General features: G+C 58.0%; 19 protein-coding genes. 9 read left to right on the top strand and 10 right to left on the bottom strand.

Annotated elements, in window-relative coordinates; genetic code table 11:
• Window positions 1-51: 51 nt before the first annotated feature.
• The gene (gene glpD, locus OSH03_RS18240) at window positions 52-1,560 is read right to left on the bottom strand and encodes a glycerol-3-phosphate dehydrogenase (protein ID WP_048957380.1); all 1,509 of its coding nucleotides are present in this window, start codon (window positions 1,558-1,560) and stop codon (window positions 52-54) included.
• Window positions 1,561-1,748: 188 nt separating this feature from the next.
• Between glpD and glpE the strand changes: the two genes are divergently transcribed.
• From glpE to OSH03_RS18225, 3 genes are read left to right on the top strand one after another with little or no spacing between them, the layout of a single operon-like run.
• Window positions 1,749-2,081: a thiosulfate sulfurtransferase GlpE gene (gene glpE / locus OSH03_RS18235; protein WP_028014686.1), complete on the top strand. Its 333-nt coding sequence runs from the start codon at window positions 1,749-1,751 to the stop codon at window positions 2,079-2,081.
• Window positions 2,082-2,128: 47 nt separating this feature from the next.
• On the top strand, window positions 2,129-2,959 hold the full coding sequence (gene glpG / locus OSH03_RS18230) for a rhomboid family intramembrane serine protease GlpG (RefSeq protein ID WP_045259371.1): 831 nt from the start codon (window positions 2,129-2,131) through the stop codon (window positions 2,957-2,959).
• Between the two features lie 16 nt (window positions 2,960-2,975).
• Window positions 2,976-3,734, top strand: coding sequence for a DeoR/GlpR family transcriptional regulator (locus OSH03_RS18225; protein ID WP_126816070.1), 759 nt, complete (start codon window positions 2,976-2,978; stop codon window positions 3,732-3,734).
• A gap of 61 nt (window positions 3,735-3,795) precedes the next feature.
• Here the strand turns inward: OSH03_RS18225 and malT are convergent, their stop codons facing one another.
• Entirely contained in the window at window positions 3,796-6,501 is a 2,706-nt protein-coding gene (gene malT / locus OSH03_RS18220) for an HTH-type transcriptional regulator MalT (protein WP_266179748.1), read from the bottom strand.
• Between the two features lie 585 nt (window positions 6,502-7,086).
• On the opposite strand from malT, the gene malP reads away from it, so the two are divergent.
• Both malP and malQ read left to right on the top strand, forming a co-directional pair.
• Window positions 7,087-9,480 carry a maltodextrin phosphorylase gene (malP, locus tag OSH03_RS18215; RefSeq protein WP_266179747.1) on the top strand — a complete coding sequence of 798 codons (2,394 nt, stop codon included), beginning with the start codon at window positions 7,087-7,089 and terminating at the stop codon, window positions 9,478-9,480.
• 9 nt (window positions 9,481-9,489) lie between these two features.
• Complete coding sequence (gene malQ, locus OSH03_RS18210; protein ID WP_266179746.1) at window positions 9,490-11,568, top strand: 4-alpha-glucanotransferase; 2,079 nt, start codon at window positions 9,490-9,492, stop codon at window positions 11,566-11,568.
• Window positions 11,569-11,679: 111 nt separating this feature from the next.
• On the opposite strand, the gene gntT is transcribed toward malQ, so the two are convergent.
• From gntT to gntX, 3 genes are all read right to left on the bottom strand, one after another.
• Complete coding sequence (gene gntT, locus OSH03_RS18205; protein WP_151412432.1) at window positions 11,680-12,996, bottom strand: gluconate transporter; 1,317 nt, start codon at window positions 12,994-12,996, stop codon at window positions 11,680-11,682.
• A 307-nt stretch (window positions 12,997-13,303) separates the two neighbouring features.
• A complete protein-coding gene (nfuA, locus tag OSH03_RS18200) occupies window positions 13,304-13,879 on the bottom strand; it encodes a Fe-S biogenesis protein NfuA (RefSeq protein WP_003861601.1) in 576 nt (191 codons plus the stop codon).
• Between the two features lie 61 nt (window positions 13,880-13,940).
• Window positions 13,941-14,624, bottom strand: coding sequence for a DNA utilization protein GntX (gntX, locus tag OSH03_RS18195; protein ID WP_045259366.1), 684 nt, complete (start codon window positions 14,622-14,624; stop codon window positions 13,941-13,943).
• A gap of 36 nt (window positions 14,625-14,660) precedes the next feature.
• Between gntX and bioH the strand changes: the two genes are divergently transcribed.
• Complete coding sequence (gene bioH, locus OSH03_RS18190) at window positions 14,661-15,434, top strand: pimeloyl-ACP methyl ester esterase BioH (RefSeq protein ID WP_266179744.1); 774 nt, start codon at window positions 14,661-14,663, stop codon at window positions 15,432-15,434.
• Between the two features lie 112 nt (window positions 15,435-15,546).
• Window positions 15,547-15,816 carry a YdgH/BhsA/McbA-like domain containing protein gene (locus OSH03_RS18185; protein WP_061096861.1) on the top strand — a complete coding sequence of 90 codons (270 nt, stop codon included), beginning with the start codon at window positions 15,547-15,549 and terminating at the stop codon, window positions 15,814-15,816.
• Window positions 15,817-15,849: 33 nt separating this feature from the next.
• On the opposite strand, the gene feoC is transcribed toward OSH03_RS18185, so the two are convergent.
• The 5 genes from feoC to greB form a co-directional block, all read right to left on the bottom strand.
• Window positions 15,850-16,086 carry a [Fe-S]-dependent transcriptional repressor FeoC gene (gene feoC, locus OSH03_RS18180; RefSeq protein WP_041911908.1) on the bottom strand — a complete coding sequence of 79 codons (237 nt, stop codon included), beginning with the start codon at window positions 16,084-16,086 and terminating at the stop codon, window positions 15,850-15,852.
• 11 nt (window positions 16,087-16,097) lie between these two features.
• Window positions 16,098-18,416 (bottom strand): Fe(2+) transporter permease subunit FeoB, encoded by a 2,319-nt coding sequence (gene feoB / locus OSH03_RS18175; RefSeq protein WP_266179743.1) that lies wholly within the window; start codon window positions 18,414-18,416, stop codon window positions 16,098-16,100.
• Window positions 18,417-18,446: 30 nt separating this feature from the next.
• Window positions 18,447-18,674, bottom strand: coding sequence for a ferrous iron transporter A (gene feoA, locus OSH03_RS18170; protein WP_006177893.1), 228 nt, complete (start codon window positions 18,672-18,674; stop codon window positions 18,447-18,449).
• 299 nt (window positions 18,675-18,973) lie between these two features.
• Complete coding sequence (locus OSH03_RS18165) at window positions 18,974-21,304, bottom strand: Tex family protein (RefSeq protein ID WP_266179742.1); 2,331 nt, start codon at window positions 21,302-21,304, stop codon at window positions 18,974-18,976.
• 86 nt (window positions 21,305-21,390) lie between these two features.
• Complete coding sequence (gene greB, locus OSH03_RS18160) at window positions 21,391-21,864, bottom strand: transcription elongation factor GreB (protein WP_014885539.1); 474 nt, start codon at window positions 21,862-21,864, stop codon at window positions 21,391-21,393.
• Between the two features lie 229 nt (window positions 21,865-22,093).
• Between greB and ompR the strand changes: the two genes are divergently transcribed.
• Together ompR and envZ are read left to right on the top strand one after the other, a co-directional pair.
• Complete coding sequence (ompR, locus tag OSH03_RS18155; protein WP_001157751.1) at window positions 22,094-22,813, top strand: osmolarity response regulator transcription factor OmpR; 720 nt, start codon at window positions 22,094-22,096, stop codon at window positions 22,811-22,813.
• Window positions 22,810-24,156: a two-component system sensor histidine kinase EnvZ gene (envZ, locus tag OSH03_RS18150; RefSeq protein ID WP_045259360.1), complete on the top strand. Its 1,347-nt coding sequence runs from the start codon at window positions 22,810-22,812 to the stop codon at window positions 24,154-24,156. Before ompR ends, envZ begins: the two co-directional genes overlap by 4 nt.
• Window positions 24,157-24,212 lie beyond the last annotated feature (56 nt).

Raw genomic sequence — 24,212 nt, 5'->3', positions numbered from 1 at the left:
GCGGGATCGAGTAGGCCGGGTAAGGCGGAGGCGCCACCCGGCTTTTTTTATTTACGACGCCAGCGACAATTCACGCTTTCCCGCATGCTGCTGCAGCCACTGCGCCACGCGAGACTGCTGCTCGGCGTTAAGCCACATCCCTTCTTTAGTACGACGCCAGATGGCATCTTCCAGGCGGCGAACCCACTCGTGCTCGACCAGGTAGCGCAGCTCGGCCTCGTACAGCTCGTGGCCGAAATGTTCACCCAGATCGGCAAGCGATTTCGCGTCGCCCAGGAACAGCTCGGTATTGCTGCCGTAGGTGCGAGCGTAGTGGCGCGCCATCCCTTCGGTAATGAACGGGAAGCGACGGCGCAGCTTCGCGGCGTAATCGTCGCGGTTTCCGCCGATATCTCCGCCGGGCAGCACCGCCTCTTTGGTCCACGCCGGGCCAATACCTTTATAGTACGGCGCCAGTTTTTCCAGCGCGTGCTCGGCCAGCTTGCGGTAGGTGGTCAGCTTGCCGCCAAACACCGACAGCAGCGGTGCCTGACCGTCTACGTCGTGGATATCGAGCGTGTAGTCGCGGGTGATGGCCTGCGGTGAGTCAGACTCGTCATCGCACAGAGGACGCACGCCGGAGTAGGTCCAGACCACGTCATCGCGTGACAGCTGTTTCTTAAAGTGCGCGTTATACACTTTCAACAGGTAGTTCACTTCGCTCTCGTCGATCTCAACGTTTTTCGGATCGCCTTTGTACTCCACGTCGGTAGTGCCGATGATCGAAAACTCGTCCATCCACGGGATCACAAACACGATGCGTTTATCTTCGTTTTGCAGAATGTAGGCCTGCTTCTGGGTATGCACGCGCGGCACCACAATGTGGCTGCCTTTGATCAGGCGGATGCCGTACGGGGAAGGCAGATGCATGCCGTCGTCGAAGAACTGCTTCACCCACGGGCCGGTGGCGTTCACCAGACCGCGCGCTTTCCAGCTGAATTTTTCGCCGGTATCAATGTCTTCCGCTTCGACAATCCACAGGCCGTTTTCACGACGGGCGGCGGTCGCGCGGGTACGGGTTTTCACCTCGCCGCCTTTCTTCTCGACCATCTGCGCATTCGCCAGCACCAGGCGCGCATCGTCCACCCAGCAGTCGGAATATTCGAAACCGCGCACGATCTCCGGCTTAAGGACCGATTCTGAGCCAAAACGCAAACCGTTCGAACCCGGCAGGCTGGTGCGTTTACCCAGGTGATCGTACATAAACAGGCCGATGCGGATCATCCACGCCGGACGCAGGTGCGGGCGGTGGGGCAGGCGGAAGCGCATCGGGATCGCCAGATGCGGAGCCATTTTCAGCAGCACTTCGCGTTCGGCCAGCGCTTCGCTGACCAGGCGGAATTCGTAGTGTTCCAGGTAGCGCAGGCCACCATGGATCAGCTTGGAGCTGGCGGACGACGTCGCGCAGGCGAGATCGTTAGCTTCCAGCATCAGCACGGATAAACCGCGTCCTGCGGCATCAACCGCAATACCGGCACCGTTGATGCCACCGCCTATCACAATCAGATCTTTGGTTTCCATAACACCCTCATGCACTTTCGTTAAAGCTCAAAAATGTTCGATATCGCTCATAATAGCAAAGGAACGCGCTTTTGGTAACATCAAAAAAACAATTTAGAGTGATATGGATAACATAATGGCGTTTACCCGCCGCCAGGACGTACACTACGGGGTAAAATCTTGTCGTTGACCACTGTAAAGAGAACACCATGGATCAGTTTGAATGTATTAACGTAGAAGAAGCCCACCAGAAGATGCACCAGGGAAAAGCGGTGCTGGTGGACATCCGCGACCCGCAGAGTTTTGCGATGGGCCACACGCCGGGCGCGTTCCATCTCACCAACGACACGCTGGGCGCGTTTATGCGCGATAACGACTTCGAAACGCCGGTCATGGTCATGTGCTACCACGGCAACAGCAGCAAAGGCGCGGCGCAGTACCTGATTCAGCAAGGCTATGACGCGGTATACAGCGTCGACGGCGGCTTCGATGCCTGGCATCGTCATTTCCCGGCAGAAGTGGAATACGCGTTTGAGCGCTAATCCCGCTATACTGTCCCCTTTTGTGTGGAAATAAGCGACCGCTGCCCATGTTGATGATCACCTCTTTTACCAACCCGCGCGTCGCCCAGGCGTTTGTCGACTATATGGCGACGCAGGGCGTTATTCTGACCATTCAGCAGCATACTCAGACCGACGTCTGGCTGGCCGATGAGAGCCAGGCTGGGCGGGTCAACGAGGAACTGGCGCGTTTTCTTGAGAACCCTGGCGACCCGCGCTATCTGGCGGCGAGCTGGCAATCCGGCCAGACCGGCAGCGGGCTGCACTACAGCCGTTTTCCCTTCCTTGCCACGATTCGCGAGCGCGCGGGCCCGTTTACGCTGCTGCTGATGGCGGCCTGCATTATCGTCTTCATTATTATGAACGTGGTGGGCGACCAGAGCGTGATGATCGCGCTGGCGTGGCCGTACGATCCGTCGCTGGATTTTGACGTCTGGCGCTACTTTACCCACGCGCTGATGCACTTTTCGGTGATGCACATCCTCTTTAACCTGCTGTGGTGGTGGTATCTCGGCGGTATCGTTGAGAAGCGGCTCGGCAGCGGCAAGCTGATTGTCATCACCGTGATTAGCGCCCTGCTGAGCGGCTATGTGCAGCATAAATTCAGCGGCCCGTGGTTCGGCGGGCTGTCGGGTGTCGTCTACGCTCTGATGGGCTACGTCTGGCTTCGCGGGGAGCGCGACCCGGAAAGCGGCATCTATTTACAACGCGGATTAATAGCCTTTGCGTTAATATGGCTAATTGCCGGATGGTTTGATCTGTTTGGTATGTCTATCGCCAATGGTGCACACGTCACCGGCCTCGCGGTCGGGCTGGCAATGGCGCTTGCCGACACGCTCCATGCGCGAAAACGAACATAATTCTCAGGGATAATTGATGAAACAAACACAACGTCATGACGCCATTATCGAACTGGTCAAAAAGCAGGGATACGTCAGCACCGAAGAGCTGGTTGAGCAGTTTGCCGTCAGCCCGCAAACCATCCGTCGTGACCTGAACGATCTGGCCGATCAGAACCGTATTTTGCGCCACCACGGCGGCGCGGCGCTGCCGTCCAGCTCGGTCAACACCTCCTGGCACGACCGTAAAGCCACGCAGACGGCAGAGAAAGAGCGTATTGCGCGTAAAGTGGCGAGCCAGATCCCGAACGGGGCAACGCTGTTTATTGACATTGGCACCACGCCGGAAGCCGTCGCCCATGCCCTGCTGGATCACGAGAACCTGCGCGTGGTGACCAACAACCTGAACGTCGCCAACACCCTGATGCAGAAAGACGATTTCCGCATCATCCTCGCGGGCGGCGAGCTGCGCAGCCGCGACGGTGGGATCATCGGCGAAGCGACGCTCGATTTTATCTCTCAGTTCCGCCTCGACTTCGGCATCCTGGGGATCAGCGGCATCGACAGCGACGGCTCGCTGCTGGAGTTTGATTACCACGAGGTGCGCACCAAGCGCGCGATTATTGAGAACTCACGTCACGTGATGCTGGTGGTGGACCATTCGAAGTTTGGACGTAACGCGATGGTGAACATGGGCAGCATCAGCATGGTGGATGCGGTCTACACCGACGTGATGCCGCCGGCGGGCGTGATGCAGGTGATTAAAGATAATAATGTGCAGTTAGAGTTGTGTTGAAAAGCCTTTCCCCCTCTCCCTGTGGGAGAGGGCCGGGGTGAGGGCATCAGACCGCAGGGATCTACACCCCGTACCCCATCATCTTCAACAGCTGCTGCGCATGCTGCACCGCGTCCTGACGGTGCGCCACGCCCAGCTTCTGATACAGATTTCGGATGTGCGTTTTGATGGTGGTTGCCGCCACCGCCAGCTCTCCGGCAATCTGCTCGTTGCTGTAGCCTGAATAGATCAGCCCCAGCACCTGCCATTCGCGCTGGGTGAGCGGGCTGGTGCGGATAAGCTCCGGCACTTCCGGGTGGTTCAGCAGGCGTTCAACAAAGTTCTCGTCGAAATGCGCAAACTTGTGGCGATGATGCTGGTTAATCTCGCGCAGGATGCGCTGGGCGCGATGCTGATCCAGCTCCGGCAGCGTGTTGAGCTGAATCAGCTGGCGCAGCTGCTGCGCCATCACTTCACCTTCAATCACGAAGTGGCTAATAAACCCGGTGCGGTTCGCCAGCTGCAGGGCTTCCAGCAGCACGCGCTGGGCGTCGTTTTTGCGCCCCGCCTGCCAGTAAAGCTGGTTTAACAGCAGCAGGTTGCGGTTCAGATCGCTCATCAGACGCAGGCTGCGGGCGTTTTCGTTTAACTCTTCCAGCACAATTTCGGCAGGCTCAAAGTCACCCAGCAGGATCTGCACGCGGGCGATGTTGCGCCACTGGCTTTGCAGGAAGTGGTTATTGGCAAATTCTGGTTTAGGCGTCTGGCGCAGCCAGTTGGCGGCGGATTTTTTGTCCCCCGTCATCTGCCAGTAAATTACCCGAACCTTGTCGGCGTTCGATACCCAGTCGCTGTGATACTGACCGTTGCCGAGCAGGTTTTCCAGACGGTTAAGGTGATTGCGGGCATTATCCAGATCGCCGCGCGCCAGCGAGCACTGCACCAGCAGGGCCAGACACTGCAATTGCTGCTGAGGCTGGAAGCCAGAGAGCACGTTCACACCCTGACGGGCGCAGCTTTCTGCTTCATCCAGGCGCGACCATGCCCACAGCAGCTGAGCGCGAATACGCAACAGGAACTCGTGCATCGGCAGCTGTTCCAGGTGCTGCTCACGAATCAGCTGGAACGCTTTTTCCTGATTTTCCCAGGCGGCCTGCAGGAACCCCTGTGCGAATAAAATCTCGCTTTGCTGGATCAGGCTCCACAGGGCGTAGTGCCAGACATCATGGCGGCGCGCCATCTGCTCGGTTTGCTGCATCAGCGAAAGGGAGCGCGTCAGCTCGCCCTTGCAGTGCAGCACTTCGCCGTGTACCGAGGTGGCCACAATCCGGCTGTAGAAATTCGCCAGCGGCAGCTCGTCCAGCGCGACCATCGCCAGCCGTTCCGCTTCATCCGCATCGCCGTCGTTAATCGCGACCTGCGCCCGCAGGGCGTTAAATTCGCCGTGCAGGGTGATATCCATTTCGCTTTCCATCTCCTGCTCGGCGCGCGCCAGCAGGGTATTCACTTCGCTGTAGCGGTGCTGGCTCTGCATCAGCCAGGCCTGGAGCAGCACCAGACGCGGGTTCTCCAGCAGGCTCTCCCACGGCAGGGCTTTCAACGACTCTTCCAGCAGCGTCAGTTCACTGTGGTTAAACAGCCCCCACGCGTGGTTAAGCAGGATATCACGCAGCATGCTGGCGTCACCGGCGGCAAGCGCGTGGTGAATGGCCTCGCTCGGGAAGCCTTGCGCCATCCAGCTTTCGGCGGCGGCGCGGTGGATTTCCGGTAATTCCGTTGCCAGCTCCCACTGGCAGCGCTGGCGCAGGAAGCTGCCAAACAGCGGGTGGTAGCTGAACCACTCGCCGGGGTCGTCCATGCGCGTCAGGAACAGGCCCTGACGTTCAATCTCTTCCAGCTGCAGCTGACCGTTTTCACAGCCTGTTACGCGCACAATCAGCGCGTCGTTCATGGAGCGCAGCAGGGAGCTTTTCAGCAGGAAATTGCGGGTGGAGGGATCGACGCTGTTCAGCACCTCATCCACCAGGTAATCCGAAAGATGGCTGGCGTTGATGCCGGCCAGACGACGCGCAGACTGGTGCGTCGGGCTGTTGTTTTGCCGGGCAGAGAGGGCAATCAGCTGTAGCGCCGTGGCCCAGCCCGCGACGTCATCACACAGGCGGCTGCTTTCAGCGGCCTCAATCGGCGAGGTCAGGCGGCAGTCAAAGAACTGTTTTGCTTCCTGGTGGGTAAAGGCCAGCTGCTGGCTGCCCACTTCCAGAAGCTGATCGCGCACGCGAAGGTTGGCAATACCCAGCTGCGGCAGGTTGCGTGACAGCACCACTAAGGTCAGGTTTTCCGGCTGATGGCGCAGGAAGAAGCGCATCGACTCGTGGATAACCGGGTTCGTGATCAGATGATAGTCATCAATCACCACGAACAGCGGGCGATGCCATTCGGCCAGTTCGATAAACAGCTGAGAAAAAAGGGAGGACAGGCTGGCGTACTGGCGCTTTTGCACCATTGCCTCGCTGGCGACGCAGTGTCCGTTGGTTGCCTGTTGAATAGCGGCAATCAGATAGCTGGCAAAACGCTCTTGCTGGTTATCGCCCTCGTCGAGGGAGTACCAGCCAAGATCGCTCTTACCTGCGGCCCATTGTGAAATGAGCGTTGTTTTTCCATAACCTGCAGGGCTCGTAACCAGCGCCAGTCGGAAATTATGCGCGCCGGAAAGTTTAGCCAACAGACGCTCGCGGACCACTGTATGGTCAAGACGAACCGGGCGACTTAATTTAGACGGAATCAACATAGGTTTCACTTCACTGTGGGGAACGAGAGAATTTATTTTTTTTGCGCTTCGTAATTAATAGCTATAAGGTCGGTCAGAAAGAGAACTATTGCAAGTTATGTCTGGCTTTTGTGGCTCTGAATTTGCACTCTGTCACAAAACATTCCGGCCAGTACTGGAACTTTTTTGAAAAGGCTTTGATGCCGCGTCAATGCTGGCTTGTATGACTGTCGCGCGGCTGGGCTGAAACTGGTTTCAGAAAGGTATAATGACGTCAAATTTAATAAACTGCGGGTAAAGTTGAGCGGGATTAATAATCTCCTTAGGTATGACCCGATTGCTGAAATATTATTCTCCGTAAGCAATCATTTCCGCGCGGATTAATTTCACCCGAAACCGCATTTCATTTCTTTGACATTCTCCCCGGTTACTTTTTTATCTTCCGGGCACACTCCGGCTATGCTCTCAGAGTGGCCTCGATCACACTTTTATGCTCATCCCCGCTACTCCTCCCTGTCTAATCCCCCACGGGAGGAGGAAGAGGGGAAATGAGCCAGGCACACTAGCGCCAACTTGTGTTTTCTTTCTAAAGGATGCCGATCCCCTATGTCACAGCCTACCTTCAACAAAGCTCAATTCCAGGCTGCCCTGACGCGTCAGTGGCAGCGTTTTGGCCTTCATGCTGCAAACGAGATGACGCCTCACCAGTGGTGGCAGGCGGTGAGCGGGGCGCTCGCAGAGCAGCTGGATGCTCAGCCCGTGGCGAAGCCCGTCAAAGGCCAGCGTCACGTTAACTATATCTCGATGGAATTCCTGATTGGTCGCCTGACCGGCAACAACCTGCTGAACCTCGGCTGGTATCAGGAGGTGGGTGACGTGCTGAAAGAGCACGACATTAACCTGACCGACCTGCTGGAAGAAGAGATTGACCCGGCGCTGGGCAACGGCGGTCTGGGCCGTCTGGCGGCCTGTTTCCTTGACTCTATGGCAACGGTCGGCCAGTCGGCGATTGGCTATGGCCTGAACTACCAGTACGGCCTGTTCCGTCAGTCGTTTGCCGACGGCCATCAGATGGAAGCGCCGGACGACTGGCACCGCAATACCTACCCGTGGTTCCGCCACAACGCGCAGCTGGACGTGCAGGTCGGCATCGGCGGGAAAGTGACGAAGCAGGGGCTCTGGGAACCGGCGTTTACCATTACCGGTGAAGCCTGGGATCTACCGGTGCTCGGCTACCGTAACGGCGTGGCGCAGCCGCTGCGTCTGTGGCAGGCGAAGCACGCGCATCCGTTCAACCTGACCAAATTCAACGACGGCGATTTCCTGCGCGCCGAGCAGCAGGGCATCGACGCCGAGAAGCTGACCAAAGTCCTCTACCCGAACGACAACCATCTGGCGGGTAAAAAGCTGCGTCTGATGCAGCAGTACTTCCAGTGCGCCTGCTCCGTGGCGGACATTCTGCGTCGTCATCACCTGGCGGGCCGCAAGCTGGCACAGCTGCCGGATTTCGAAGTGATTCAGCTGAACGACACGCACCCGACCATTGCCATCCCGGAACTGCTGCGCGTGCTGATCGACGAGCATCAGCTGAGCTGGGACAACGCCTGGGCCATCACCAGCCGCACCTTCGCCTACACCAACCACACCCTGATGCCGGAAGCGCTCGAGTGCTGGGATGAGAAGCTGGTGAAAACGCTGCTGCCGCGCCACATGCAGATCATCAACAAGATTAACGACCAGTTTAAAGCGCTGGTGGAGAAAACCTGGCCGGGTGACAAAGCCGTCTGGGCCAAGCTGGCGGTGGTGCACGATAAACAGGTGCGCATGGCGAACATGTGCGTGGTGAGCGGCTTTGCCGTTAACGGCGTGGCGGCGCTGCACTCCGATCTGGTGGTGAAAGATCTGTTCCCGGAATATCACCAGCTGTGGCCGACCAAATTCCACAACGTGACCAACGGCATTACGCCGCGTCGCTGGATCAAGCAGTGCAACCCGCTGCTGGCCGGCCTGCTGGACAAGACCCTGAAGAAAGAGTGGGCCAACGATCTGGACCAGCTGATTAACCTTGAAAAATACGCCGACGACGCGAAGTTCCGCGAGCAGTACCGCGCGATCAAGCTGGAGAACAAGGTTCGCCTGGCGGAGTTCGTGAAAATGCGTACCGGGATTGAGATCAACCCGAATGCCATTTTCGATATTCAGATCAAGCGCCTGCACGAGTACAAGCGTCAGCACCTGAACCTGCTGCACATTCTTGCGCTGTACAAAGAGATCCGCGAGAACCCGCAGGCAGACCGCGTGCCGCGCGTGTTCATGTTCGGTGCGAAAGCGGCGCCGGGCTACTACCTGGCGAAAAACATAATCCTCGCCATCAATAAAGTGGCGGCGGCGATCAACAGCGATCCGAAAGTGGGCGACAAGCTGAAGGTGGTGTTCCTGCCGGACTACTGCGTCTCGGCGGCTGAAATGCTGATCCCGGCGGCGGATATCTCCGAGCAGATCTCGACCGCAGGGAAAGAGGCGTCCGGTACTGGCAACATGAAGCTGGCGCTGAACGGCGCGCTGACCGTCGGCACGCTGGACGGTGCGAACGTCGAAATCGCCGAGAAGGTCGGTGAAGAGAACATCTTTATCTTCGGCCATACTGTTGAAGAAGTGAAAGCCATCAAGGCCAAAGGCTACGACCCGGTGAAATGGCGTAAGAAAGACAAAGTGCTGGATGCGGTGCTGAAAGAGCTGGAGAGCGGCAAATACAGCGACGGCGACAAGCACGCGTTTGATCAGATGCTGCACAGCATGGACAAACACGGCGGCGACCCGTACCTGGTCATGGCGGACTTCACGGCCTACGTTGAAGCGCAGAAACAGGTCGACGTGCTGTACCGCGACCAGGAGGCGTGGACCCGGGCGTGCATTCTGAACACCGCGCGCTGCGGCATGTTCAGCTCTGACCGCTCAATCCGTGATTATCAGGCCCGTATCTGGCAGGCAAAACGCTAAGGAAGCGCGATGGAGAGTAAACGTCTGGACAGTGCCGCGCAGGCGGCGGGAATTAGCCTCAGTTACATCAATGCGCACGGCAAACCGCAGTCTATTGGTGCGGACACCAAAAGACGTTTGCTGGATGCCATGCACAAAACCGACGCGAAAGCGTCGGTTGCTCCGGTGCCAAACGTGAAGGTCTTTACCGCAGGCAAAAAGATGCCTCTGGCGGTGGACGGGCGCGGCGAGTTTAGCTGGCTGCTCACCACCGAGGAGGGGCATCAGCACAAGGGCCACGCCACCGGCGGCAAAACGTTAAACCTTCCGGCGAAGCTGTCGGAGGGCTATCACAGCCTGACGCTCACCCAGGACGAACAGCGTTTTCACTGCCGGGTGATCGTCGCGCCAAAACGCTGCTATGAGCCGCAGGCGCTGCTTGAGGGCAAAAAGCTGTGGGGCGCCTGCGTGCAGCTCTATACGCTGCGTTCCGACAGCAACTGGGGCATCGGCGATTTTGGCGATCTGAAAAAGATGCTGGCATCTGTTGGTGAGCGCGGCGGAGCGTTTATCGGCCTCAACCCGATCCACGCGCTCTATCCGGCCAACCCGGAAAGCGCCAGCCCATACAGCCCGTCTTCCCGACGCTGGCTGAACGTGATTTACATCGACGTTAACGCGTTAGACGATTTCAAAAACAGCAAAGAGGCGCAGGCCTGGTGGAAGCTTGAGACCACCCAGCAGCTGCTGAAGCAGGCCCGCGATGCGGACTGGGTAGATTATGCCAGCGTGACCGCGCTGAAAATGGCGGCTCTGCGCCTGGCGTGGAAAGGCTTTGCGAAGCGCGACGACGAGCAGATGGCGGCCTTCCGCCAGTTCGTAATGCAGGAAGGTGAAAGCCTCTACTGGCAGGCGGCATTTGATGCGCTGCACGCGTATCAGGTGAAAGAGGACGAAATGCGCTGGGGCTGGCCGGTCTGGCCGGAAGCGTATCAGACCGTGGATACCCCGGAAGTCAAAGCCTTCTGTAAAAATCATGCCGACGAGGTGGACTTCTACCTGTGGCTGCAGTGGCTGGCGTACAGCCAGTTTGCCGCCTGCTGGCAGGTAAGCCAGGGCTATAAGATGCCGATCGGCCTGTATCGCGATCTGGCCGTGGGCGTGGCGGAAGGGGGCGCGGAAACCTGGTGTGACCGTGAGCTCTACTGCCTGAAAGCCTCCGTCGGCGCGCCGCCGGATATCCTCGGCCCGCTCGGTCAGAACTGGGGCCTGCCGCCGATGGATCCGCACGTCATGGCGGCGCGGGCCTACGAGCCGTTTATCGACCTTCTGCGCGCGAACATGCAGAACTGCGGGGCGCTGCGCATTGACCACGTGATGTCCGTGCTGCGCCTGTGGTGGATCCCATACGGTGAAACGGCCGATCACGGGGCGTACGTGCAGTATCCGGTGGACGATCTGCTGTCGATCCTGGCGCTGGAGAGTAAGCGTCATCAGTGCATGGTGATCGGTGAAGATCTCGGTACCGTGCCGGTGGAAATTGTCAGCAAGCTCCGCGACAGCGGCGTCTACTCCTATAAAGTGCTCTATTTTGAAAACGACCATGAGAAAACCTTCCGCGCGCCGAAAGCGTACCCTGAACAGTCAATGGCAGTCGCGACGACGCACGATCTTCCTACGCTCAGGGGCTACTGGGAAAGCGGCGATCTGACCCTCGGCAAAACGCTGGGGCTGTATCCGGATGAAGAGGTTCTGCGCGGACTGTATCAGGACCGCGAGCTGGCGAAGCAGGGGCTGCTGGATGCGCTGCACAAGCATGGCTGCCTGCCGAAGCGTGCCGGACATAAGGCGTCGCTGATGGCGATGACTCCAACGCTCAACCGTGGCCTGCAGCGCTATATTGCCGACAGCAACAGCGCGCTGCTCGGCCTGCAGCCGGAAGACTGGATTGATATGGCGGAGCCGGTGAACGTTCCGGGCACCAGCTATCAGTACAAGAACTGGCGCCGCAAGCTGTCCACAACCCTTGAGGCGATGTTTGCCGATGACGGGGTGAACAGGCTGATTAAGGATTTGGACAAGCGGCGAAAAGCAGTCGCGAAGAAATGATAAAAAAACCCGCCAGCGGCGGGTTTTTTCTTGCCCGGCGGCGCTACGCTTACCGGGTCTACATGGATCGAGTAGGTCGGGTAAGGCGTAGCCGCCACCCGACTTAATGCATCAGATTGCCATATTCAGCAGCAGACACCCTACCAGGCCGCACACCGAAATAATGGTTTCCAGCATCGACCAGGACTTGATGGTCTCACCGATGGTCAGGTTGAAGTACTCCTTGAACAGCCAGAAGCCCGGATCGTTCACGTGAGAGAAAATCACGCTGCCGGAGCCTACCGCAATAACCATCAGCTCAGGGCTGACGCCCGTGGTGGCAATCAGCGGCGCAACGATACCGCCCGCGGTGATTGCCGCAACGGTTGCAGAGCCCAGCGCAATACGCAGCACGGCAGCAATAGACCACGCCATCAGGATTGGAGAGATGTTGGTTTCGTGCATCATGGAAGCAATGTATTTGTCCACGCCGCTGTCGACCAGCACCTGCTTGAACGCACCGCCACCGCCGATAATCAGCAGCATCATGGCAATGATTTTAATGGACGAGGTCAGCGTGTCGTTGATCTGATCCATGGAGCGGCCGCGGTTCAGGCCGAAGGTGAACATCGCAATTAATACCGCAATCAGCGTTGCCATCACCGGGTCGCCGAGGAATTCGGCAACGGCCAGGAACGCGTGGCCTTTCGGCAGGATCATCTCCGCCACGGCGCGCATCGCCATCAGGATCACCGGTACCAGTGAGGTCCAGACGCTGACGCCAAAGCCCGGCATCTCTTCTTCGGTGAAGGTTTTAGCGCTGTACAGACCTTCCGGGATAGGCTTATCAATACCTTTCAGGAAGCGAGCATACACCGGGCCTGCCAGAATCACGGTCGGGATCGCCAGAATCGTACCGAACAGCAGGGTTTTACCCATATCGGCGTGGAAGATGGTGGCGATGGCGGTTGGACCCGGGTGCGGCGGCAGGAAGCCGTGGGTCACGGACAGCGCCGCAGCCATTGGCACACCCACGAACAGCAGCGGGATGTTGGCCGCGGCGGCGATGGTGAACACCAGCGGCAGCATCAGCACGAAGCCCACTTCATAGAACAGCGCGAAACCGACGGTAAAACCGGTTAACACCACCGCCCACTGGATGTTCTTCTTACCAAATTTTTCGATAAGCGTGGTGGCAATACGCTGCGCGCCCCCGCAGTCCGCCAGCATTTTACCGAGCATGGCGCCGAAGCCCATGATCAGCGCCAGGCTGCCGAGCGTGCCGCCGACACCGGCTTTGATAGAGCTGATAACTTTAACCAGCGGCATCCCCTGCATCAGACCGACTGCAAGTGCCACCAGAACCAGAGCGATAAATCCGTTCATTTTGAAACGGATCATCAAGAGCAGTAATAACACAACACCGATAGCAACGATGACTAATGGCATGATTTACCTGGCCTTTGAATTGTTATGGGTAACGTCATTGTTTCAACGACAAATTCCGATTGTCCCAACTGGGAACAGAGTGGTTAACGGCACTCATACTGATGCCAGCGAAACAGTTAAGTTTAGTCGGCTGTTATAAGGGTGTTGAGTGCCCACGAGAATGATACGGGTAACATATCGTGGTTGAGAATCACCCAGTGAGGCAAAATTTGAATTATGAGACGCAGGTCAACATATCGAGATGGGAAGGCGAGGGAGTCAGGCCCGGTACGCGTAGCGCCACCGGGCAATACGGGCGGAGACTGAATTAGTAGTAGGAGTGCTCGCCGCGCTGGTGCTCTGTCAGATCGCGCACGCCTTTCAGTTCCGGGAACTCGTTCAGCAGCTGCTTCTCGATCCCTTCTTTCAGGGTCACGTCGACCATGGAGCAACCGTTACAGCCGCCGCCGAACTGCAGGATCGCCAGACCGTCTTCCGTGATTTCCATCAGGGAAACGCGACCGCCGTGGCCAGCCAGCTGTGGGTTGATCTGGGACTGCAGCAGATACTCAACGCGCTCCATCAGCGGGGCATCGTCAGAGACTTTACGCATTTTGGCGTTTGGCGCTTTCAGAGTCAGCTGAGAACCCAGCTGGTCGGTGACGAAGTCGATCTCCGCATCTTCAAGATACGGCGCGCTCAGTTCATCGACGTAAGCGGTGAGCTGTTCAAATTTAAGGGCAGTGTCAGTTGCTTCCACAGCATCCGGAGGACAATAAGAGACACCACATTCTGCATTCGGAGTGCCTGGATTGATCACAAACACGCGGATCTGCGTCCCTTCTTCCTGATTTGCCAGCAGTTTGGCAAAGTGCGCTTGTGCAGAATCGGAAATACGGATCATAGCTTTGGCCTAATAGTTGACTAAATTACCTGGGTATAATCATACGCCCATTGAAGAAGGGCTACAAGGTACGGCACAGACACCATACCTGAACCGACGCGGCGCCGCTTTGCAAAAGCAGTCGGGAAAGTTCAGCAACGGTACTGCCTGTGGTGACGACGTCATCCACGATGGCGATATGGAGGCCGTGGACCGGTAATTCAAGGCGAAAGGCGTTTTTCAGGTTTCTTTTGCGAAGCCGGGCGTTGAGCTGGTGCTGGATGGCGGTGGCATGCACGCGGGTAAGCGCGCTGGCATCGTAGCGACAACCCAGCCACCGGGCGAGCGGGCGGCAGAGCAGGTCGCTTTGATTATAGCCGCGCCGCCAGTGCCGGCGTCGGTATAAGGGGACATTCACCACCATGTCGATTTTCGGCAGAGCGCGGGTTCGTCGCGCCTGTAAAACGGCCAGCAAAAGCAGGCGGGCAAGGGGCTGCGCCAGAGAACTCTGGCCGGAAAACTTCAGGGCGTGAATAAGCCCGCTCAGCGGCGGAACATAATCATCCACGGCCACCAGCGCGCTCCACGGCGGGGATTTTTTCAGGCAGCGGCCGCAGGGTAAATCGCGGTTCGCCGCCGGTAAACCACATTGCGGGCAGGTTGTGATACGCCTTTCCAGCGAGCGCGTGCAGACGGAACAGACGCCCCACGCGCTGAGGGCAAGCGGCATTTTGCATAGCCAGCACAAGCCAGGCACTGTTAGCATGTGCAACCTCCATGTGAAAAAAGAGAACAGTAACTGATGAAGACGCTGTGGTGGCAGACCGTAGGGACAGGAAATTGCCATCTTGTGCTGCTGCACGGATGGGGCCTGAATGCGGAAGTGTGGCATTGCATAAGTGAGGAACTTGCCTCGCAATTTACGTTACATCTGGTCGATCTGCCGGGCTACGGTCGCAGCCGCGGCTTTGGCGCGATGTCGCTTGATGAGATGGCACAGCAGGTTGCGGACGCCGCGCCGCAAAATGCCATCTGGCTGGGCTGGAGCCTGGGCGGGCTGGTGGCAAGCCAGATTGCGCTCTCCTGGCCCGAGCGCGTTAGGGCGCTGGTCACCGTGGCCTCGTCGCCATGCTTTAGCGCGCAAGAGGCGTGGCCCGGCATCAAACCTGACGTGCTGGCAGGCTTCCAGCAGCAGCTGAGCGACGATTTCCAGCGGACCGTCGAGCGATTCCTCGCCTTGCAGACGATGGGCACCGAAACCGCGCGCCAGGATGCAAGAGCGCTGAAGCAGGTGGTACTTTCCCTGCCGATGCCGGACGTTAAGGTGCTTAACGGCGGTCTTGAGATCCTGAAAACGGTTGATCTGCGCGAGCCGCTGGCCGGGCTGAGCATGCCGCACCTGCGCATCTATGGCTACCTCGACGGGCTGGTGCCGCGCAAGGTGGTTCCGCTTCTGGATTCCCTCTGGCCGGACAGCGAATCACAGGTGATTGCCAAAGCCGCGCATGCCCCGTTTATCTCTCATCCGACGGAATTTTGTTCAGCGCTGGTTGCGTTAAGTCAACGTTTAGACTGATTATTTTCTATCCTGCCTGGAAAAAGTTACACACCGCAACCATACTCCAGATGTCGTTGCGGTTGTTCTGCCTACGATAATCAAAAACAACAATCCTATGGAGAGTCAGGCTATGAAACTTGTTACAGGTATTGTCACTTCTCTGGTTATTGGGTCACTGTCATTTGGCGTTTTTGCGGCAAAAGAGCTGGAAAAAGATAAAGTTGCCGGCATGAATCTGACGAAAGTTGGTGAGATTTCTACGTCTGACACCACCGCGCCGATGGACGCAAAAAAAGAGCTGTCGAAGAAAGCGGATGAGCTGGGCGGCACCTACTACGTCATCACCAGCGCAGAAAAACAGACCAAAAACGTACGCGCTACCGCGGACGTCTATAAGTAATACGATAAAGCCGGGCAGCAATGCCCGGCTTTGTTAGCGCAGTGCCCACCACTCCCTGAGGCAGGCCTTTCCTTCCGGGCAGCTTTTACAACTGCCGGAGAGGCAACCCTCCGCTTCTTCCTGAATCCGCACGGCTTTACCCATCGCTTCCAGGCGCTCCAGCATGGCATCGATCATCGGCTGCGGCGTATGCAGGCTGAGGCTGAGCTGTTTTGCCTCCATCCGCCCCTGAAGCGCCAGCAGGTCACGAACCTGAATCAACGATGCCATATGTTTTCCCCTTAGTGACAGTCGCCCGCCGGGCTGTTGCAGCAGGTGGTTGGGGTTTTACGCGTCGCCAGCAGGTTGATATCAACGCGGCTCCGCGCCCGGCGCAGCAGGCCAATCACAATCACGTTAAACAGCACGACCGCCAGGATGCTGACCAGGCTGTATCGCGGGTGCTGGCTGAAGTTAACGGTCTGATAAAACAGCGTCGCCAGCGAGTAGGCGATATTCAGCCCCCACAGGATGGAGAAGCCCATCCAGCCTCGGCTGGACTCGCGGGCAATCGCCCCCATCACCGAGATGCACGGAATATAGAGCAGAACGAAGATGAGGTAGCTGTAGGCCGCAGACGCGCTGCCAAACTTCTCGCCCATCACGCCCATGGCTCCGGTCGCCATTTCGCCGTCGCCTTTGCTGGCCTCAATCGGGTTCGCCAGCACGCTCAGGCTGAAGGTGTCTTTCAGGCTCTGCCAGGTTTCCTCAAGGGCACCCAGCAGTTCGTCACCGAGGTGAAACTCCGCCGGGTTAAATTCCTGCTCCTGAATGTTCTCTGCGGTGTAGAGCGTGTTCAGGGTCCCGACGACCACCTCTTTCGCCATCGCACCGGTGAACAGGCCCACGGTTGCCTGCCAGTTATCCTCCTGCACGCCAATCGGTTTGAAGACCGGCGTGATGACGCGGCTGACGGAGGCGAGGGCAGAGTCGTTGATGTTATCTGCCGCCTGACCGGTGAGGGTAAAGCTGTTCAGCGCGCTCAGGAAAATACTGACAATAACAATCACCTTACCGGCGCGCAGCACGAAGCCTTTCAGGCGCTGCCAGGTCTGGATCGCCAGGCTTTTCAGATGCGGGACGTGATAGACCGGCAGCTCCATTACAAACGGTGACGCTTCACCGCGCATGATGGTGTGCTTGAGCATTAAGCCGGTCAGGATCGCCATCACGATGCCCAGCACGTACAGCGAGAAGACCGCCAGCGCGCCCTGCTGGCCAAAGAAGGCCGCCGCGAAGACGGCAAAGATTGCCAGACGCGCGCCGCAGGACATAAATGGCGCCATCATGATGGTCATCAGACGTTCACGCGGTGCATCCAGGGTACGCGCGCCCATTACCGACGGCACGTTACAGCCGAAGCCGACGATCAGCGGGACGAAGGATTTACCCGGCAGGCCCAGCGCCTGCATCAGGCGGTCCATCACGAAGGCGGCGCGCGCCATGTAGCCGGAATCTTCCAGGAACGAGAGGAACAGATACATCATGCCGATCTGCGGCACCAGCGGCAGAACGGTGTTGATACCGCCGCCGATCCCCTGGGCAAGGAAGATGGTCAGCCATTCCGGGAAGTGCAGGGTGTAACCGACCCACTGAATACCGTGTACGAAGACCGCGACGGAACCCGCGTCAAAAATCGGCTGCAGCGCGCCACCGATGTTAATCGCGAGCAGGAACATCACGTACATCACCAGCAGGAAGATGGGTAAACCGAGGAAGCGGTTGAGCACAATTTTATCCACCGCCGCCGTAAAGCGGCTGGGCTCTGCGGTAAGCGCGTTGCTGACCACGTCGCAAATTGACGCAATGGCCTGATAACGCGCATCGGCGATGTGCAGCGCCGGGTCGTCGAGCTCGTCGCTGAGACGGGCGAGGGCCACGTCCAGCTTATCCGCCGCATGTCCGGCATAGGCGCGGCTGTAGATATCCCCTTCCAGCATCTGCAGGCCGAGCCAGAGACGCTGTTTCGCAGGCATATTTTTGTCCATCTCCTGCGCCAGCAGTTCGGCTTCGCGCAGCAGCGGCTGGGCGTAGTGCACCAGCTCAACGTCGCGGTTTCCCGCGTGGCGGTCAATCGCCAGCTTCAGGGCGTCGATACCGCGAGCGCGGGTCGAGACCATCGGAACCACCGGGCACCCCAGGCGCGCGGAGAGGGCATCGACGTCAATGCGCAGCTTTTGTTTCTCTGCAATGTCGAGCATGTTGAGCGCCACGATGCAGGGGATCCCCAGCTCCAGCAGCTGCAGCGTCAGGTAAAGGTTTCGCTCGAGGTTAGAGGCGTCGACCACGTTGATCAGCAGATCCGCGTCGCCGCCAAGAATATAGTGGCAGGCAATTTGCTCATCGAGCGAAGTCTGGGATGAAATCGTGGTTAAGGAATAGGTGCCGGGCAGGTCAACCAGGGTGACCTGATTGTCCGTTGTCGTGAACTGTCCTTCTTTACGTTCAACCGTTACGCCTGCCCAATTTCCCACGCGCTGGCGCGCGCCGGTTAACTGATTAAATAAGGTTGTCTTGCCGGAATTAGGATTGCCAATTAAGCCAATAGTTAATTTTTTCATTGTATTAGACCCACCGAAACCGCTGGCTTGTTAACGGGATAAAGATTCAACTTCAATTAATGCGAGGTCTTTTTTGCGCAGAACCAGATTCACGCGCCGGGTTTCGATATGAACAGGATCGCCCAGCGGCGCTACACGCACGACCTGGAATGATGAGCCGGGCAGCATGCCTAGTGACAGCAGCTTCTGCCGATAGGCCGGGCTAATTTCGCGGGTAAAACCGGTAATTTTCCATGCACTGTCTGGAGTGAATTGCATAATGCCTGATTCCACGAGAGGTTAAATAATCTACACTGCGATGATAATGAGAATAGTTTTTATCAGCAATAATAAAAATGTGACGGGATGTTGTTAATCGTATTAATTTGCGGTCTGATTGACCTTGCTCAATATTTGCAGAATTACCCGGGAAGGAATAAAAAGCGTATTTGTTAATGGAGTGATAAATAGCGGTTTAAATATGGGTGTGCAATCGGTTTCATATATTTCGAGATGATTTTATTCCCCTCACCCTAACCCTCTCCCCTTTGGGGAGAGGGCCGGGGTGAGGGGAGAGGTCAGCGTTTCTTACCCATCGCCGCCGCCAGCGCGTCCATCATCGCGCTGTTGCCCGCAGGCTGGGCGTCACGCCCGCGCGGTTTTGCGGCTTTCGCGGCCGGACGCTGCTGCTCGCGGCCTCCGCCGTTGCCGCCACGGCGCGCGTTGGTGTCGCCCGGCTGCTCGTCCAGACGCATGGTCAGGGCGATACGCTTGCGCTGCAGATCCACTTCCAGCACCTTCACCTTCACGATGTCGCCCGCTTTGACCACGGTGTGCGGGTCTTCAACGAACTTGTCGGCAAGGGAAGAGATATGCACCAGACCGTCCTGATGCACGCCGATATCCACAAACGCGCCGAAGTTGGTGACGTTGGTCACCGCGCCTTCCAGCACCATGCCCGGCAGGAGATCGTTCATGGTCTCGATGCCGTCAGCAAAGGTCGCCGTTTTGAACTCAGGACGCGGATCGCGGCCCGGTTTTTCCAGCTCTTTGATGATATCGGTGACGGTAGGCACGCCGAATTTGTCGTCGGTGAAGTCCACCGCTTTCAGGTTGCGCAGGGCGCTGCTGTCGCCCATCAGGTCTTTAAGCGCCTGCTGAGTCGCGGCCAGGATGCGCTCAACAACCGGGTACGCCTCCGGGTGAACGGTAGAGGCATCCAGCGGGTTATCGCCGTGGTTAATGCGCAGGAAGCCCGCGCACTGCTCAAAGGCTTTTGGCCCCAGGCGACTTACCTTCAGCAGCTGCTGACGGTTCTGGAACTGGCCGTTCTCATCGCGCCAGGCCACGATGTTTTGCGCCATCATGCGGGTTAAGCCCGCCACGCGGGTCAGCAGGGGAACGGAAGCGGTGTTCAGATCCACGCCGACGGCGTTTACGCAGTCTTCCACGACCGCGTCCAGCTTGCGCGCCAGCTGCGTCTGGCTCACGTCGTGCTGGTACTGGCCCACGCCGATGGATTTCGGGTCGATCTTCACGAGTTCGGCCAGCGGATCCTGCAGGCGACGGGCGATGGAGACCGCACCGCGCAGGGAAACGTCCAGGTCAGGGAACTCCTGCGCCGCCAGCTCAGAGGCGGAGTAGACCGATGCGCCCGCTTCGCTGACGATCACTTTCTGTGCCGTCACTTTCGGGAACTGCTTCTGCACGTCGAGGTAGAAACGCTCGGTTTCGCGTGATGCGGTGCCGTTACCGATGGCAACTAGCTCCACGTTGTACTTCTCGCACAGCGCCGCCACCACGACGGCGGCTTTCGCTGCCTGCCCGGTATGCGGGTAAATGGTGTCGGTGGCGACCAGCTTGCCGGTGCCGTCAACCACAGCGACCTTCACGCCGGTACGCAGGCCCGGATCGAGACCCATGGTGGCGCGCAGGCCCGCAGGGGCAGCCATCAGCAGGTCGTGCAGGTTACGGGCGAAGACGTTGATCGCTTCATCTTCGGCGCGCTCGCGCACGGTGCCCATCAGCTCGGTTTCCAGGTGCATCAGTACCTTGATGCGCCAGGTCCAGCTCACCACGCCTTTGCGCCAGCTGTCCGCCGCGGCGTTGTTCAGGCGCAGGCCGAGATGGTCGATGATAATCTGCTCGCAGTGGCTCTCTTTGGGCGGCTCGTCAAACTGCGGGTCGGCGTTCAGGGAGAGCTGGAGCACGCCTTCGTTGCGCCCGCGGAACATCGCCAGCGCGCGGTGAGAAGGAGTGGTTGAAATCGGTTCGTGGTGATCGAAGTAGTCGCGGAACTTCGCGCCTTCTTCCTCTTTGCCCGCGACGACGGTAGAGACGATGTGGGCGTTCTTCCACAGATAATCACGCACTTTGGCCAGCAGGGCGGCGTCTTCCGCGAAGCGTTCCATCAGAATGTAGCGCGCGCCGTCCAGAGCAGCCTTGGTGTCCGCGACGCCTTTGTCGGCGTCGATAAATTTGGCCGCTTCGGTTTCCGGGTCGTGAGAAGGCTCGTTCCACAGCAGGTCTGCCAGCGGCTCAAGGCCCGCTTCAATCGCAATCTGCCCGCGGGTGCGGCGCTTCGGTTTGTACGGCAGATAGAGATCTTCGAGTTCGGTTTTGCTCAGGGTGCCGTTAATGGCGCTTTCCAGTTCGCCGGTCAGCTTGCCCTGTTCGCCGATGGATTTAAGGATCGCCTGACGACGTTCTTCCAGCTCGCGCAGATAGCCCAGACGGGTCTCCAGGTTACGCAGCTGCGTGTCATCCAGACCGCCTGTGACTTCCTTACGATAACGTGCAATAAACGGCACGGTGTTCCCTTCATCAAGCAGGCGAACGGCAGCTTCTACCTGTTCGGCTCTGGCCTGAAGTTCACCCGCAATAATGCGGCAGAGCGAATCTTTCATCATGGCTTTATCATCTTGTGGGTCAAAAATCAGGGGATAGTTATACGGGCTGACACGGCAAAATGCCAGCCGGGGAGGGCGCTCTCGGACTATTTTACGTAGACGATCTCATTAACGTACCAGCTGGCTTCACCCGCTGGGGTCTGAACGACGGCCAGGTCACCCACTTCCTTTTTCAGCAGCGCGCGGGCCATCGGGGAGTCGATGGAGATGTAATCTTTACGACCAAAAATTTCATCGTAGCCGACAATGCGAAAACGCAGGGTGTCACCGTCGTCGTTTTCAATCTCCACCCACGCGCCGAAGAACACTTTGCCCTCCTGCTGCGGGGAGTAATCGACAATTTTCAGATTCTCAAGACATTTGGTCAGGTAGCGTACCCGGCGGTCTATTTCGCGCAGCCGCTTTTTATTGTACTGGTAGTCCGCGTTCTCGCTGCGATCGCCCAGGCTGGCCGCCCAGGTCACCTTTTTGGTCACCTCAGGACGCTCTTCGCGCCACAGGTAATCCATCTCTTTTTTGAGCTTCTCGTACCCTTCGCGGGTGATCAGGGGCGTTTTCATGATGCAGCCTTTAATGCCGGTTAACTGTCTTTGCGCACAATACGTAGCGCACAGTGTAACAGACAAGATTAATAATGATTTATGTGATGAAATGAACAGATAAGCTGCTGTTAAATATGCTTTGTAACAATTTCGACTAGAATTTATACCAGAATTAACTGGTCGAATACGTGCACTTTTTTAGAATACGCTGTTACAAAGACTATCCGAACCTTTGGGAGTACACACAATGCAAGAGAACTACAAAATTCTGGTCGTGGATGACGACATGCGCCTGCGCGCGCTGCTTGAGCGTTATCTGACCGAGCAGGGCTTCCAGGTTCGTAGCGTCGCGAACGCTGAGCAGATGGACCGTCTGCTGACCCGCGAATCTTTCCACCTGATGGTTCTCGACCTGATGCTGCCGGGTGAAGACGGGCTTTCTATCTGCCGCCGTCTGCGCAGCCAGAGCAACCCGATGCCAATCATCATGGTGACCGCGAAGGGTGAAGAGGTTGACCGTATTGTGGGCCTCGAAATCGGCGCGGATGACTACATTCCAAAACCGTTCAACCCGCGCGAGCTGCTGGCGCGTATTCGCGCCGTGCTGCGACGTCAGGCGAACGAGCTGCCGGGCGCGCCGTCTCAGGAAGAAGCGGTGATAGCCTTCGGCAAGTTCAAGCTGAACCTCGGCACCCGCGAAATGTTCCGTGAAGATGAGCCAATGCCGCTCACCAGCGGCGAGTTTGCCGTTCTGAAAGCGCTGGTCAGCCACCCGCGCGAGCCGCTTTCTCGCGATAAGCTGATGAACCTGGCGCGCGGTCGCGAATACTCCGCAATGGAACGCTCTATCGACGTGCAGATATCCCGCCTGCGTCGCATGGTGGAAGAAGATCCGGCGCATCCTCGTTATATTCAGACCGTGTGGGGTCTGGGCTACGTATTTGTCCCGGACGGCTCTAAAGCATGAGGCGAATGCGCTTCTCGCCGCGAAGCTCATTTGCCCGCACCCTGCTGCTGATCGTCACCCTGCTGTTCGTCAGCCTGGTGACGACCTACCTGGTGGTGCTGAACTTTGCGATCCTGCCGAGCCTCCAGCAGTTTAATAAGGTCCTGGCCTACGAAGTGCGTATGCTGATGACCGATAAGCTGCAGCTGGAGGACGGTACGCAGCTGGTTGTTCCCCCGGCATTTCGCCGTGAAATCTACCGTGAACTGGGCATTTCGCTCTACTCGAATGAGGCGGCGGAAGACGCAGGCCTGCGCTGGGCGCAGCATTATGAATTCCTCAGCCAGCAGATGGCGCAGCAGCTGGGTGGCCCAACGGAAGTGCGCGTTGAGGTTAACAAAAGCTCGCCCGTCGTCTGGCTGAAAACCTGGCTGTCACCCAACATCTGGGTGCGCGTTCCGCTGACCGAAATCCATCAGGGCGATTTCTCACCTCTGTTCCGCTACACCCTGGCCATTATGCTGCTGGCGATAGGCGGCGCGTGGCTGTTTATCCGTATCCAGAACCGACCGCTGGTCGACCTGGAGCACGCGGCGCTGCAGGTCGGTAAAGGCATTATTCCTCCTCCACTGCGTGAATATGGTGCCTCTGAAGTGCGTTCAGTAACGCGAGCGTTTAACCATATGGCGGCAGGCGTGAAGCAGCTGGCGGACGACCGTACGCTGCTGATGGCAGGCGTCAGTCATGACCTTCGCACCCCGCTGACGCGTATTCGTCTGGCGACGGAGATGATGGGTGAAGAGGACGGTTATCTCGCCGAGTCCATTAACAAGGACATAGAAGAGTGTAACGCCATCATCGAGCAGTTCATCGACTACCTGCGCACCGGCCAGGAGATGCCGATGGAAATGGCCGATCTGAATGCGGTGCTGGGCGAAGTGGTGGCCGCAGAAAGTGGTTATGAGCGTGAAATTGATACTGACCTTCAGGACGGTGAAATTCAGGTTCGTATGCACCCGCTCTCCATTAAGCGTGCGGTGGCCAATATGGTGGTCAACGCGGCGCGCTACGGTAACGGCTGGATTAAGGTCAGCAGCGGGTCTGAACTCAACCGCGCCTGGTTCCAGGTGGAAGACGACGGTCCGGGCATTAAGCCCGAGCAGCGTAAGCATCTGTTCCAGCCGTTTGTGCGCGGCGATAGCGCGCGCAGCACCAGCGGTACGGGCTTAGGCCTGGCGATTGTGCAGCGTATTGTGGATAACCATAACGGATTGCTGGAGATCGGTACCAGCGAGCGGGGTGGGTTGAGCATTCGCGCCTGGCTACCGGTGCCGGTGACGCGGGGGCAGGTGAAAGAGAGTTAAAAAAGGTGCGGGCTGATGCCCTCACCCCGGCCCTCTCCCACGGGGAGAGGGAGAAA

This window comes from Enterobacter nematophilus (assembly GCF_026344075.1).
GTDB lineage: Bacteria > Pseudomonadota > Gammaproteobacteria > Enterobacterales > Enterobacteriaceae > Enterobacter > Enterobacter nematophilus.
Note: the sequence above shows the minus strand (reverse complement) of the source record. Positions and strands in the feature narration are given on the sequence as shown.